Source organism: Aeromicrobium sp. EU05-FHT14F07, from assembly GCF_058790455.1.
This window is the reverse complement of the sequence record NZ_JBYTCR010000022.1, coordinates 37,655-51,122: the sequence shown is the minus strand read 5'-3', so window position 1 is coordinate 51,122 and position 13,468 is coordinate 37,655. Positions and strand designations below refer to the sequence as shown.

Below are 13,468 nucleotides of genomic sequence, written 5' to 3'. Positions count from 1 at the left end.
ACAGGCCCCACTCCGCTCTCGGAACGCTGCCACCCATCAGCAGGATCGCCAACAACCTGCCTGGACATCACACCTAGCCCCTGCCCGGCCGCGTCCGCGGGGCACTCTTGCCGTCCCTAAGCAAACTCGCTTAATATAAGCGTCATGGCTGATCAACTGGACCAGGTGACCTTCGGCACCTACTACGTCAGGGATGATGCTGCGGAGGAGTTCGAGCGCCTCATCCCCGAGAGCTGGGCGACGCTGCGCCGCCTGGGCTTCATCGCGCCGGGCCTGCCTCAGCTGTTCCGGTCGGTGACGGAACCGCTGCGTTACCTCGAGATCGCCACCTGGGTGCCCGGGGTCATGGGTCCCGCGCACGAGCACCCTGACCTCATCCCGGTCTGGACGCGGCTCGCCGCACTGGTGGAGCCGCACACACCTGACGTCGTGGACCGCGGCCTCGTGTTCGACGAGTTCGTCCCGGTGACGGTGCATGCCGTCGACGCCTGAACCGATCCCGGGCCTGGCGGACCTGGATCGACTCGACGCGGTCTTCGCAGCCTTGTCGCACCGCACACGCCGCGCGATCCTGGTGACCTTGCTGGCGAACGGAGGGTCGCAGACGTCCGGGAAGATCGCCGGGCGCATGGACCACAGCTGGCAGACCACGAGTCGACACCTTCGCCAGCTCGAGGAGGCCGGCTTGATCAGCGTCGGGCTCCAGGGACGGGAGCGCGTCTACACGCTCGAGAGCGCCTTCATGCTGGACGTGCTCGCCGGCTGGGGCGACCGGTTCCGACCCTGACGCAGACCTCCGGCACGACGTCATGGCCTCCTACGCCGGCACCTAGTCCTCGTCCTTCTTCGGCTCCGGCTTCTTGCCGCAGATGATGCGGTCGGCCGCCTGGTAGACGGCCGTGTCGGTCTCGCGCTTCACGACACGACCGTCCTTGCGCAGGGTGCGGTAGATGTCGATGTCGAAGCCGGGCAGCGCACCCTGGGGCGCGCAGGAGGCCGAGTCGTCGTAGCGCGTCTGCCCGGTGCGGAAGTTGCGACGCTCGGACTGGCCGGCCTCGACGTCGAACTCCTTCGTGCCCCAGATCTGCACCGTCGTGCGGCCGACGCCGCCGGGCGAGCTCGGCTGCACGAACGAGCGGATGAGCACCCCGCTCTTGAGGTTGTTGCGGAAGCGCAGGTCGAGCGACCCGAAGTACACGGTCGCCTCGCGGCCCACGGGGTAGCGGTCGATGTAGAACGCGTGCGGGTGGTGCTCCACGTCGTCGAGGCCGGCGAAGAACGCGGCGTTGTAGGTGGTGGTGACCACCTGCGACACGCCGCCGCCGAGCTCGTCGCGGAAGCGACCGCCGTTGATGACCGAGCCGCTGGTGAAGCCGTTCGCGGCGGTCCGCTCCCCCACGGTGTCGTTGAAGGAGAACGTCTCCCCCGGCTCGACGATGGTGCCGTCCAGCAGCTGCGCGGCCCGACCCTGGTTGATGTTGCGGTACTCGGCGTGCGGGTACTCGGTGGTGAACTCGCTGACCTTCTCGGTGATGCGCAGCGCCTTGGCGTCCTCGGTCGTGAACTCCGGCTCGACGACCTTGGCCTCGACCGTGACGGCGCGCTCGGCGCCGCTGCGCGTGAGCACCGGCACGAGCTTCTCGGCCATCTCCTTCGGCTGCAGGCCGATGCCCTCCTTGCCCGGCACGACCACGGGGCGCTCGCCACGGATCTCCACCGTGGCGTCGACCGCCTTGCGTCCGATGCCGGTGGTGGCGTCGGTGAGGGGCTCGGCGAGCCGCTCCGGGTCGATGACCGGGGTCATCGACCCGTCGACGGGCTCGACGCGCAGGGCGGGCGCGTACGCGGTCACGGGCAGCTCGACCTTCTGGCGGCCGACCCGGATGGTCACCGGTGCCGCGACGGCCGGGCGGGCGACCGAGGAGACCGCCTCGCGCAGCCCTGCGGCGTCGACGGCGGGCTCGACCGGGGCCGTCGGGACCTCGACCGGCTCGTCCTGCACCAGGTACTCGTCCTGGATGAGCTGCGCCGTGTCGGCGGTGCGGATGGTGAGCCCGTCCTTCGGCTGACGCGTCCGCGGCGTGGCGTCCGGGAAGGTGATGAGAGCCTCGGTGACGGGGACGTCGACGGCCTCGCCGATGCCCTGGACGGCCGACCGCAGCGCCTTCTCGTCGACGTCGAGCACGGGCGCGCGGTCGCGGCTGCCGACCACCAGCGCGACCATGTCGCGCGGGTCCCAGCTGCGCGCGCCGCCGGCGGCGTCGACGGAGGCGTCGACGTCGAGCGCGAGACCGGCGTCGGACGGCGTGACCTCGAAGCGCTCGTCGCCGTGCACGAGGACGACGGGCTCGTCCTGCTTCGGGCCCAGCTCCTCCTCCAAGGTCGAGCGTGCGGCCGCGGGCGACATGCCGCCGACGTCGACGCCGCCGATGGTGGTGCCGGCGGCGAGCCGGCTCCCGGTGAGCAGGTAGCCACCGACGTAGAGCCCGCCCAGCACGACGACGGCCGCGACGAGCGCCCACCGACCCCAGTGCCGGCCGGAGCCGTCCTCCGACGGCGTGTCGGCGTCGGCGGTCGGCGGCTCGTCGGACCAGCCGTCGGGGTCGACGGCGTGCGCCGGGGGTACCGCGGCGAGCGGTGCGTCGTCCTCCCGGGCGTGCTGGGCGTCCTCGGCGGTCTCCTGGGCGACGTCGGCCGTCGCGGGCGACGCGTCGCCCTCCGGCTCGTCCTCGGACCGCTCGTCCTCGGACCGCTCGTCCTCGGACCACTGGTCTTCGTGCTCGGCCAACGACCAGCTCTCCGTCGGGGCGTCGTCGAGGTCGAGCTCGTCGGACTCGACCACCGGCTCGGCGTCGGCGTCGGCGACGGTCTCGTCGAGGTGTCCCTCGTCGGTACCCTCCACGTCGGGCGACTCCGGTCGCTCGTCGTTCATGCCTGGCTCCCTCGGGTGGTCGGCTGTGCGGCGACGATCGCGCGATCGTGCCCCGTGCGACCGGTAGTACAACAGAGGATCGACCCCTGCGTCACGCTCGCAGGCGCCGGTCGCATTCCTCCCATGATGACGGAGCGACCCCGGCGGCCTCGCACCGTGCTCACCTGGTGAGGCGCGGCGCGACGACGACCGCCGCCGCGCAGACGCCCAGGCCGCCGATCGTGAACGTCCACCCGAGCGCGTCCGACGCGACCAGGTAGGAGCCCGACGACTGCACCTGCTGGAGCAGCAGGACGAGGGTCCAGCCGAAGCCGAACCACGCCGCGCCGACGCGCACGAGACCGTCGCAGGCCACCGCCGTGGCCAGGGTGGCCACGAGTGCGAGCACGAGCCCCCACGGGACGTCGACACCGCCGACCCCCACGGTCATCCGGTGCACGACGGCGCCGAGCGCACCGACCCAGGCGCCCAGCAGCAGCACGCCGACGCGGGCGAGGACCGCCCGCACGCTCACACGCCCGTGCCGGCGAAGAGGTCGTCCTCGAACGACGTGCCGGGCACGGGCGCCGCGACGCCCTTGACCAGCCGGTAGTGCTCCGTGCCCCACGCGCGGAACGCGACGTCGTTGGAGAGGGCGAAGAACGGGCCGTCGACCGAGATCTGCGTGGCGTGGGCCCGCATGGCGTCGAGCTTCAGGTCGACCCAGGCGCTGCCGTCGATCTCCGCGTCGAGGTCGTCGTCCTCGATGGCGAACGGCGGCAGGTGGTCGGGGTCCAGACCCTCCATGAACTGCAGGTCGCCTGCGGCGCGGATCTCCTTGATGCCCTCGCGCATCGCCCGCGCCGACATCGCCGTCCAGTAGACCTTGGCGACGTCCCAGGCGTCGCCGAGGTCGTGCCGGTAGGAGCGGGCGGCGGCGAGCGCCACCGCGTAGTGGGCGACCCGGTGCGCCTGCACGTGGTCGGGGTGGCCGTAGTTGCCGAAGTCGTCGTAGGTGACCAGCACCTGGGGGCGGACCTCGCGGATGACGGCGACCAGCTCGTTCGTCGCCTCGAGCAGGTCGGCGTGCCAGAAGGCGTTCTCGTGGATGTCGTCGGCCGCCGTCGCGTTGCCGTCGTCGCCCCACTTCATGCCGGAGTCGCGGAACCGGCCGTCGCCGCCGAGCCGACGGAAGTCCGTGACGCCCAGCAGCCCCATGGCCTCGGTCAGCTCGGCGAGCCGGTGCTCGCCGAGCGCGTCGTCGCGGTCCGCGGCCAGGTGCTCCAGCTCGGGCACCAGGATCTCGCCCATCTCGCCCAGGGTGCAGGTGACGAGCGTGACGTGCGCACCCTCGCTCACGTACTTCGCCATCGTGGCGCCGTTGTTGATGGTCTCGTCGTCGGGGTGGGCGTGGACGAGCAGGAGACGACGGTCGGGCAGGGCCATGAGGTCAGCGTATCGGCGGCCCGTCAACCCGACGGGCGGGCGAGGCGAGCAGGTGATGCGGGCCCCCGACCGTCCGGATGATGGGATGGGACGCATGAGCGTCTCCTACCCTCGCCTCGCCGCCCGCACCGCCCGCTTCACCCTCGGGATCCCGCGCGACCTCACCGTCTCGCCGGACGGCTCGACGGTGTGGTTCGTGCGCACCGCCGACGGCGTGTCGCGCACCGGTGCGCTGTGGGCGCACGACGTCGCGACGGGCGAGGAGCGGGTGCTCGTCGACCCCGCGGCGCTGCTGGCCGACGGCGAGCAGCTGTCGGCGGCGGAACGGGCACGGCGGGAGCGCTCGCGCGAGCAGGGTGCTGGCGTCGTCGGGTACGCGACCGACACGGCGGGGCGCTGGGCCTCGTTCGCGCTCTCCGGTCGCGCCTGGGCGGTCGAGCTGGCCTCGGGCGAGGTGCACGAGCTGCCCACCGTCGACGGCGTGATCGACCCGCGGGTGGACCCGACGGGTCGACGGGTGGCGTACGCCGCCGACGGCGCGCTGCGTGTGGTCGACCTCCCGCGGGACGACGCCGAGGGCGAGCCCGGCGACCGGGCCCTCGCCACGCCGGACACCCCGACGCAGGTGTGGGGACAGGCCGAGTTCATCGCCGCCGAGGAGATGAGCCGGTTCCGCGGGTTCTGGTGGGCGCCGGACGGCGAGTCGCTGCTGGTCGAGCGGTACGACGACGCGCCGGTCGGGACGTGGCACGTCGCCGACCCCGAGCACCCCGACCGCGCACCCGTCGAGCAGCGCTACCCCGCCGCCGGCACCGCCAACAGCGACGTCACCCTCTGGCACGTCACGCTCGACGGACGGCGCACCGAGGTGGTGTGGGACCGCGAGCGGCTCGAGTACCTGGCGTCGGTCACGTGGACCGAGCACGGCGCGCCCGTCCTGCAGGTCCTCACCCGCGACCAGCGCACCGCCGAGGTGCTCGCCGTCGACGTCGCCGACGGCTCGACGCGCACCCTCCGCACCCTGACGGACGAGGCGTGGGTCGAGGTGCTGAGCGCACCGCGCTACGCGGCCGGCGGCCGGCTGGTGTCCGTCGAGGACGGCACGGGGGCGGACGATACGGGCGCGCGGCAGGTGGTCGTCGACGGCACCCCGGTGGGCCCGCAGGGGTGGCAGGTGCGCGGGATCGTCAGCACCCACCCCGACGCCGTCGTCGTGACAGCGTCGCAGGAGCCCACGGAGGTCCAGGTCGTGCGCGTCGGGCTCGACGGCTCGGTCGAGCCGCTCACGTCGGGCCAGGCCGTGCACGCTGCGGCCGTCGGCGGCGGCACCACGGTCGTGAGCCGGTCGGCGCTCGACAGCGTCGGCACGACGTTCACCGTGCACCGCGACGGCTCCGACGACGTGTCGCAGCTGCGCGTGGTGGCCGAGCCCGCGCCGTTCGACCCCGAGGTGACGCTGGTGTCCGTCGGCGCCCGAGAGCTGCGCGCCGCCGTCCTGTTCCCGCGCGACCACGTGCCGGGGTCGCGTCGCCTGCCCGTCCTCATGGACCCCTACGGCGGACCGCACGCGCAGCGCGTGCTCGCGTCGGCCCGCATGTTCCTGGAGGCGCAGTGGCTGGCCGACCAGGGCTTCTGCGTGGTCGTCGCCGACGGCCGCGGCACACCGGGCCGCGGCAAGGCGTGGGAGCGCGAGGTGCGCGACTCCTTCGCCACCGTGACGCTCGACGACCAGGTCGACGCCCTCGCCGGCGTGGCCGAGCGCTGGCCCGACGACGTCGACACGTCACGCGTGGGCATCACCGGCTGGTCGTACGGCGGCTACCTGTCGGCGCTCGCCGTCCTCGCCCGGCCGGACGTGTTCCACGCGGCCGTGGCCGGGGCGCCCGTGACCGAGTGGCGGCTCTACGACACCTGCTACACCGAGCGCTACCTCGGGCACCCCGACGAGCAGCCCGACGTGTACGACCGCAACTCGCTGCTGCCCCTGGCCGACCGGCTCGAGCGCCCGCTCATGCTCATCCACGGGCTGGCGGACGACAACGTGGTCGCCGCGCACACCCTGCGGCTCTCCTCGGCCCTGCTGGCCGCGGGCCGGGCGCACACGGTGCTGCCGCTGTCGGGCGTCACCCACATGACCCCGCAGGAGGTCGTGGCGGAGAACCTCAAGCTGCTCCAGGTCGACTTCCTCCGCACCCACCTCGACGCCTGACGCGTTTCGTGGACTTCGCGACGGTCTTCACCGCGCCGATCGTCACGAGGTCCACGAGACGCGGGGACGGCGCCTACTGCTCCCGCTTGAGGCGCTTCGGGGCGGTGGGGAGGTCCGGCGCCGAGGGTGGGGTCGTGTCGGCGCGACGGGGGTCTCCAGGGAGCCAGCCCCCGTACACGTCGACCATGTCGACGACGCGCTCGTCGAACGGCTCCACGACGACCGCCCAGGCGCGGTCCTCGGAGTCGTCCTCGCCGGCGAACCCCTCGGCCCGGGCGGTCACGACGTAGCCCTCGGCCTCGAGCGCCTTCACGAGCTCCGCGGCGTCGTCGCGCTCGTCGAACCAGATCTCGTCCATGGCCCCCGATCGTAGGACGTCGGGTCAGCCCTCGTGCAGGGTGAAGTCGTCGAAGTCGAAGCCGGGCGAGACCACGCAGCTCACCAGCGCCTCGTGCTCGCCCGGGAGGGTCCGCTGCCAGACGCCCGCCGGCACCAGCAGCTGGGACACCTGCGTGGCGCCGACACCCACGACGTGCCGCTCGACGGCCTCCGGCGCGTCCCCGGACCCGCCCAGCTCCAGGGCGACCTCGCCGGCGTGGGCCAGCCACAGCTCGTCCGACGCCACCCGGTGCCAGGCGGAGGAGTCGCCGGCCGGCAGGAGGAACCAGATCAGGGTCGCGGTGGGCCGGACGCGACCGTCGGGCAGCGTCACGTCGACGGGCGAGCGCCACGTCTGGCGGTACCACCCGCCCTCCGGGTGGGGCTCCAGCTCGAGGCGCGCGGCGGTGGTGGGGACGTCGGAGGCCTTGGCGGTCATGGCTGCACGGTAGTAGCCTGGAGGTCCCCTACCCGTGAGGTGATCTGCCACCGTGAAGCTCTGAGGTCCGAGCCCAGCGCCCCTGTCGACGTCAGTCCTTCGACGTCAGCGCGTCTCGTCGACCTCCTTCACGGCAGCACCCGGTCCCTCGAGGACCTCTCGTCGTGACCTCCTGACGACGCGCGCCCGCGCGGCTCACGCAGCCCCGCCCGCCCGCGATCTCCCTGGAGGCCCCATGTCCGCGACCCTGTCCCTGCACCACCTCACCCACACCTGGCCCGACGGCACCACCGTGCTCGCCGACGTCGACCTCGACCTCGGACCCGGCGTCCACGGTCTGGTCGGCACGAACGGGAGCGGCAAGTCCACGCTCCTCCGGCTGCTCACCGGCGACCTCTCCCCCACCGCGGGCGTCGTCACGGTCGGCGGCACCGTCGAGCTGCTGCCGCAGGACCCGGTGCCCTCCGTGCGCGGACTCAGCGTCGCGCACGTGCTCGACGTCGCCGACACCCTCGCGGCTCTGCGAGCCGTCGAGGCCGGCAGCACCGACCCCCGTGTCTTCGACACCGTCGGCGACGACTGGGACGTCGAGGAGCGGGCCCGGGCCTGGCTCGACCGGCTCGGGCTCGCTCGGGTCGGCCTCGAGCGCGACGCCGCGAGCCTCTCCGGTGGAGAGCTGGTGCTGCTGGCGCTGGCCGCGCGGCTGCTGCGTCGCCCCGACGTGCTGCTGCTCGACGAGCCGACCAACAACCTCGACCGGCGCGCTCGGGCGCACCTGGTCCAGGCCCTGCACGGATTCGGCGGACTGGCCCTGGTGGCCAGCCACGACCGCGAGCTGCTCGAGCACGTCGACACGATCGTCGAGGTGCACGCCGGCGCGGTCCGCACCATCGGCGGGGGCTTCTCCGTCTACGAGGAGGTCCTCGCAGGCGAGCAGGACGCTGCTGCGCGCGCGGTCCGCGACGCGCGGGGCGACGTCCGACGTCAGCAGCGCGAGCTTGTGGAGGCCCGCACCAAGCTGGACCGCCGCTCCCGCACCGCCGCCAAGGCCGAGGCCGAGAAGCGGGTGCCGAAGATCATCGCCCACGGTCGCCGGATGCAGGCGCAGGTCTCGGCCGGCAGGCTCCGCGGCGCGCACGAGGAGCACGTGGAGCAGGCGAGAGCGCGGCTCGACGCCGCGCAGGAGCGGGTACGGGACGACCGCGAAGTGCGCCTCGAGCTCCCCGACACCGCCGTCCCCCGGAGCCGCGACGTGGTGGTCGCGGACGGCCTGGTGCTGCCGCGCGTGGGCACGGCACTCGACCTGCACCTGCGCGGTCCGGAACGGGTCGCCCTCGTGGGCCCGAACGGCAGCGGCAAGTCGACGCTGCTGCAGGTGCTGCTGGGCGAGCTCGCCCCGGAGGCGGGCCACGTCCGCGTCGGCGTGCCCGTGGGCCACCTGGCGCAGCGACCGGTGCTCCCCGACGAGCAGGCCAGCGTGGTCGAGAACGTCCGGCAGGCGGCACCCGACGCACCGCCCCAGACGGTCCGCGCCCAGCTCGCCCGGCTGCTGTTCCGCGGCCGCGACGCCGACCGCGTCGTCGGCACGCTCTCCGGGGGCGAACGCCTGCGGGCCGCCCTGGCCTGCGTGCTGCTCGCGGAGCCCGCACCACAGCTCCTGCTGCTCGACGAGCCGACGAACGACCTCGACCTGGTCAGCGTCGGGCACCTGGTCGACGCGCTGCGCGGGTACGAGGGCGCGCTCCTGGTCGTGAGCCACGACGAGCGGTTCCTCGACGACCTCGAGCTCGACCGCCGCGTGGAGCTGCCGTCACCCGGCGAGGAGGTCGGACTGGCCTGAGACTGGAGCCGTGGACCCCGACGGACCTCCCCTGCACGGAACCCGGCTCATGCGGCAGACATGGGCGGACATCGCCTTCGTCCACTGGGCCGTCGACCCCGCCGTCGTCGCGCCGTTCATGCCGGACGGCGTCCGGCCCGACGAGCTCGACGGTCGCTCGTACGTGGGCCTGATCCCGTTCCGCATGCAGCGGGCGGGTTTCGGCCGCGGGCCGGCGGTGCCGTGGCTGGGCACCTTCCACGAGACGAACGTGCGCCTGTACTCCGTGGACGACGCGGGGCGCCACGGTGTCGTGTTCCTGTCGCTGGAGTCGTCCCGGCCGCTCGTCTCGGCCCTCGCGCGGGTCGTGTTCGGCACGCCGTACACCTGGGCACGGATGCAGGTCGACGAGCGCGACGGCGTGCACCGCTACACGACGTCGCGGCGCTGGCCCGGGCCGCGCGGCGCCGGCGGCCGCATCGAGGTACGTCCGGGCGAGCCCCTGGAGGACCCGAGCGCGCTCGAGCACTTCGTCACGGCCCGCTTCGGCCTGCACACCCGCGTGCTCGGACGCACCTGGTGGGTGCCGAACACGCACACTGCCTGGCCGCTGCACCGCGCCGAGCTGACCTCGCTCGACGACACGCTGCTGGAGGCCGCCGGGTTCCCCGACCTGGTCGGCACCGCTCCGGCGTCGGTGCTGTGGTCGCCCGGCACGTTCACGACGTTCGGGCTCCCGCGCCGTGGCGCGCCGGCGCGGGCAGCAGCCATCGGGTGAGGAGCACGCCCCAGAGCGCCGCGAGCGGGAACATCAGCACCCCGTAGACCGCGCCCGGCACGGAGATCGCGGTCTCGCCGAGCACCTCCACCGCGACGTAGATGGCGAGGGTCGCGTTGTGCACGCCGATCTCGAACGAGCTGGCCACCGCCTGCGCCGGGCCCAGACCGACGAGGCGGGGCACGCCGAACCCGACCACGAGGCTCACGACGCAGAACAGCGCGGCGGGGAGGCCGACCCGACGCAGGTAGTCGCCCGCGTCGGACCCGGTGCTGGCGAGGATGCCGAGGACGAGCACGAGCAGGATGACGGCCGACGCGGCGCGCACCGGACGGTCGGTGCGGGCTGCGAACGCCGGCCGCAGGCGCCGCACGAGCATCCCCAGCAGCACGGGCGCCAGGACGACCACGAAGACCTCGACGACCTTGCGGAACTGCAGCGAGACCTCGTCGTCGAGGCCGTAGTGCGCGATCGCGAGGTTGGTGATGAGCGGCAGCGTGCCGATCGCGACGACGGAGTTGATCGCCGTCAGCGACACGTTGAGCGCGACGTCGCCGCGGAACAGGTGGCTGTAGAGGTTCGCCGACGTCCCGCCGGGCGACGCCGCGAGCAGGAGCATGCCCACGGCGAGCAGGGGGTCGAGGTCGAAGGCGGTGACGAGGCCGAAGCAGAGCACGGGCAGGAGGAGCAGCTGGCACGCCAGCGCGACCACCACCGCCTTGGGGTGTCGCCCGACCCGACGGAAGTCCTCGGGCGTGAGCGAGAGGCCGAGCCCCAGCATGATGATGCCGAGCGCGACGGGCAGGCCGACCGTGGAGAGTGCGGAGTCCATGCCTCACCCTAGAGTGACGCGCGTCACTTTCCTCTCTCTCCTGCCGCGCGCCGGACGGACGGCTACGGCAGAGCGTCGAGGATGGCGGGGACACGCTCACGGAAGGCCGCCACGCGGTCGCGTGTGCGCTGCGGCTCGCCCACCTTCTGCAGGTTCGCGATGCCCGCGTCCCCCCGGGCGATACCTGCCGCGATCCGCTCGCTCGCCGTCGTCATGCGCTCGACGACCGCGTCCAGCAGCGTCATCGGGCCCCACTCGCCGTAGGCCTCCACGACGAGGTCGAGGCGACGGGCGGTCTCCTGGACGCCGATGTCGCGGTAGAGCGGGACACCGGTCCAGGCCAGGAACGCGAGGTCGTCGATCGCCCGCCCGGGTCCGGCCATGTCCCAGTCGATCATCGCCACGAAGTGGCCGCTCTGGACGATCCAGTTGTAGGCGCCAGGGTCGTGGTGGCAGATCACCTGGTCCGGCGCGAGCGCCACCGGCTCCTCCCCCGTCCCTCGCCAGCGCAACGGGTCCTCGGGCCGGAAGCCCTCCACGACGTCGTGGTACTCGCGCAGCCAGGTCACCGCCTCGACGAGCACGGTGTCGAGCACCACCTCGTCGTCAACCGGCACCCCGCGACCCTCGACGTAGCTCAGGACCTCACGGCCCTGGTCGTCGAGCCCCTCGACCCGCGGCACCCCGCCGAGCCCCTCGTCGGCGAGGAAGGTCAGCAGGCGGTGCACGGCCGGGGTCCAGGGGCCCGTCGGCCGCCGGACCGTCCGGCCGATGCGCAGCGCGCCCCCGACCGCGCCCGGCAGGTGCTCGACGTCGGGGCCGTCGGCGTCTGGTGCGTCGTCCACGTGGGTCATCGTGGCACGCTATCCCCCGTGGCTCACGGACACGCACACTCCCACGACGACCTCGACGTCGGACCGCCCCGTCAGGGTCTCGCCGCGACGCTCGCCGTCGTGGTCGGCGCCATCTCGGTGGCCGCGATCGTCGCGATGGTCGTGCTCTGGCCGTCGTCGTCGCAGGTGCCCAAGGCACCCAACCCGCTCAGCGGGGAGGGGGTGACCCTGCTCGACGGGACCGTCACCGCGGTCAAGCCGTTCGACTGCGGCTCCGGGGGCGTGGGACCCGACAACCAGCCCACCGTCGACGGCGACTGCGCCAAGGTGACCGCCGAGACCGACGACGGCGACGCCACGTTCACCCTCGACTCCGCGCGCTACCAGGCCGGGATCGACAAGGGCGACGAGATCGAGGTGCTGCGCATCGCCCCTCAGGGCCAGCCGGCGACCTTCGAGTTCTACGACTTCCAGCGCACCTTCCCGCTGCAGGCACTGGCCATCGCCTTCGCCGTCCTCGTGGTCGTGGTCGCGCGGTGGCGCGGTCTGTTCGCCCTCGTCGGGATCGGCCTCACCCTCGTCGCCCTGATGCAGTTCGTCCTCCCCGCGCTGCTCGCCGGGAAGGCCGCGCTGCCCGTGGCGATCGTCGGCTCGACCGTCATCATGACGGTCGTGCTCTACCTCGCCCACGGGGTGAGCATCCGCACCACCAGTGCGCTCTTCGGGACCTACTTCGGCATCATCGGCACCGCCCTGATGGGGGCGCTCGCCACCGACTGGGCCAGTCTCACGGGCATCGGCTCCGAGGACGACCGCACGCTCGTCGCCACCGTGCCGACCCTCTCCATGTCCGGCGTCGTGGCCGCGACGATGGTCATCGCGGGGCTGGGCGTCCTCAACGACGTCACCGTCACCCAGGCGAGCGCCGTGTGGGAGATGCGAGCCCTGCAGCCCACGGCCCGCGCCCGCGAGCTGTTCATGTCGGCCATGCGGATCGGCCGCGACCACATCGCCTCCAGCGTCTACACGCTCGTGTTCGCCTACGCCGGTTCCGCCATGACCGTGCTGCTGCTGATCTCCGCGTACTCCCGCCCCCTCGGGGAGATGGCGACGACCGAGGAGCTCGGCCAGGAGATCGTCCGCACCCTCGTCGGCGCGATCGGCCTCGTCCTCGCCGTCCCGGTGACCACGGCCATCGCCGTCGCCCTGGCCCCGCCCGCCGAGGACGAGCCGCTGCCCCCGGCACGGCCCGCCGGTCGTCGCCGCGCGACGTCGTGACCGTCGGCACGCCTGCCGCGCTCGCCGGCCACGCGTAGGCTCGCGCCATGGAGTGGGTCGGCGTGGTGCTGTTCGGGGTGGGCGTGCTGGTCGCGCTCGTCGTGGCGCTGTGGCTGTTCCAGCGCTCCCTCGACCAGCCCGGTGGGCGCGACGGCCTCGGCACCATGGGCAACGGCATGGGAGTGATGGACAACTTCTTCAGCCCGTCGCGCGCGGACGCCGCCGAGGAGCTCGAGCGTCAGAAGCGGGCCGCCCACGTGATGCCCTCGCCCGACGAGGACGACGAGCAACGCCACGGCCAGGTACGGCGCAACCCCGACGGTTCCCCGCGCTCGATCCGGCTCACCCGGCCGCCCGAGGACGGCTGAGGAGACCTCGTCCGCGAGGTGCCGCCGTGGGGTGTGGCGACGGGATCGGCTCCCTCGAGAGGCGCAGGTCACGAAAGCGGCCTACCGTCGGGGCATGACCACCGCCCGCACCATCGTCGCCAGCACGCTCGGTTTCTACGTGTTCGTCGGTGCGCAGGCGCTGGACGCGCTGCGCGC

The 13,468-nt window shown here is 73.2% G+C and carries 14 protein-coding genes; 7 read left to right on the top strand and 7 right to left on the bottom strand.

Annotation, left to right across the window (positions count from 1 at the left end; genetic code table 11):
• Positions 1–144: 144 nt before the first annotated feature.
• Complete coding sequence (locus tag AC3WRM_RS16570; RefSeq protein WP_492249606.1) at positions 145–492, top strand: hypothetical protein; 348 nt, start codon at positions 145–147, stop codon at positions 490–492.
• A complete protein-coding gene (locus AC3WRM_RS16565) occupies positions 476–787 on the top strand; it encodes an ArsR/SmtB family transcription factor (protein WP_492249607.1) in 312 nt (103 codons plus the stop codon). Before AC3WRM_RS16570 ends, AC3WRM_RS16565 begins: the two co-directional genes overlap by 17 nt.
• A gap of 42 nt (positions 788–829) precedes the next feature.
• Here the strand turns inward: AC3WRM_RS16565 and AC3WRM_RS16560 are convergent, their stop codons facing one another.
• The 3 genes from AC3WRM_RS16560 to mshB form a co-directional block, all read right to left on the bottom strand.
• Complete coding sequence (locus AC3WRM_RS16560; RefSeq protein ID WP_492249608.1) at positions 830–2,932, bottom strand: VanW family protein; 2,103 nt, start codon at positions 2,930–2,932, stop codon at positions 830–832.
• Between the two features lie 160 nt (positions 2,933–3,092).
• The gene (locus tag AC3WRM_RS16555) at positions 3,093–3,446 is read right to left on the bottom strand and encodes a hypothetical protein (protein ID WP_492249609.1); all 354 of its coding nucleotides are present in this window, start codon (positions 3,444–3,446) and stop codon (positions 3,093–3,095) included.
• Positions 3,443–4,357, bottom strand: coding sequence for an N-acetyl-1-D-myo-inositol-2-amino-2-deoxy-alpha-D-glucopyranoside deacetylase (gene mshB, locus AC3WRM_RS16550; RefSeq protein WP_492249610.1), 915 nt, complete (start codon positions 4,355–4,357; stop codon positions 3,443–3,445). The genes AC3WRM_RS16555 and mshB overlap by 4 nt, the downstream gene beginning before the upstream one ends.
• Positions 4,358–4,451: 94 nt before the next feature.
• Between mshB and AC3WRM_RS16545 the strand changes: the two genes are divergently transcribed.
• Positions 4,452–6,566 (top strand): S9 family peptidase, encoded by a 2,115-nt coding sequence (locus AC3WRM_RS16545; RefSeq protein ID WP_492249611.1) that lies wholly within the window; start codon positions 4,452–4,454, stop codon positions 6,564–6,566.
• A 73-nt stretch (positions 6,567–6,639) separates the two neighbouring features.
• On the opposite strand, the gene AC3WRM_RS16540 is transcribed toward AC3WRM_RS16545, so the two are convergent.
• Both AC3WRM_RS16540 and AC3WRM_RS16535 read right to left on the bottom strand, forming a co-directional pair.
• On the bottom strand, positions 6,640–6,924 hold the full coding sequence (locus AC3WRM_RS16540; RefSeq protein ID WP_492249612.1) for a hypothetical protein: 285 nt from the start codon (positions 6,922–6,924) through the stop codon (positions 6,640–6,642).
• A 24-nt stretch (positions 6,925–6,948) separates the two neighbouring features.
• Positions 6,949–7,383: a cupin domain-containing protein gene (locus AC3WRM_RS16535; protein WP_492249613.1), complete on the bottom strand. Its 435-nt coding sequence runs from the start codon at positions 7,381–7,383 to the stop codon at positions 6,949–6,951.
• Positions 7,384–7,618: 235 nt separating this feature from the next.
• Here AC3WRM_RS16535 and AC3WRM_RS16530 point away from each other — a divergent pair, with 235 nt between their 5' ends.
• Complete coding sequence (locus AC3WRM_RS16530) at positions 7,619–9,223, top strand: ABC-F family ATP-binding cassette domain-containing protein (RefSeq protein WP_492249614.1); 1,605 nt, start codon at positions 7,619–7,621, stop codon at positions 9,221–9,223.
• 10 nt (positions 9,224–9,233) lie between these two features.
• Complete coding sequence (locus tag AC3WRM_RS16525) at positions 9,234–9,980, top strand: YqjF family protein (RefSeq protein ID WP_492249615.1); 747 nt, start codon at positions 9,234–9,236, stop codon at positions 9,978–9,980.
• Here AC3WRM_RS16525 and AC3WRM_RS16520 read toward each other — a convergent pair.
• Together AC3WRM_RS16520 and AC3WRM_RS16515 are read right to left on the bottom strand one after the other, a co-directional pair.
• Positions 9,922–10,812 (bottom strand): bile acid:sodium symporter family protein, encoded by an 891-nt coding sequence (locus AC3WRM_RS16520; RefSeq protein ID WP_492249616.1) that lies wholly within the window; start codon positions 10,810–10,812, stop codon positions 9,922–9,924. The genes AC3WRM_RS16525 and AC3WRM_RS16520 overlap by 59 nt on opposite strands.
• A gap of 62 nt (positions 10,813–10,874) precedes the next feature.
• On the bottom strand, positions 10,875–11,657 hold the full coding sequence (locus AC3WRM_RS16515) for a phosphotransferase (RefSeq protein WP_492249617.1): 783 nt from the start codon (positions 11,655–11,657) through the stop codon (positions 10,875–10,877).
• Between the two features lie 27 nt (positions 11,658–11,684).
• Between AC3WRM_RS16515 and AC3WRM_RS16510 the strand changes: the two genes are divergently transcribed.
• Entirely contained in the window at positions 11,685–12,923 is a 1,239-nt protein-coding gene (locus tag AC3WRM_RS16510) for a YibE/F family protein (RefSeq protein ID WP_492249618.1), read from the top strand.
• Positions 12,924–12,970: 47 nt separating this feature from the next.
• Complete coding sequence (locus tag AC3WRM_RS16505; RefSeq protein WP_492249619.1) at positions 12,971–13,291, top strand: hypothetical protein; 321 nt, start codon at positions 12,971–12,973, stop codon at positions 13,289–13,291.
• The last annotated feature ends 177 nt before the right edge of the window (positions 13,292–13,468 follow it).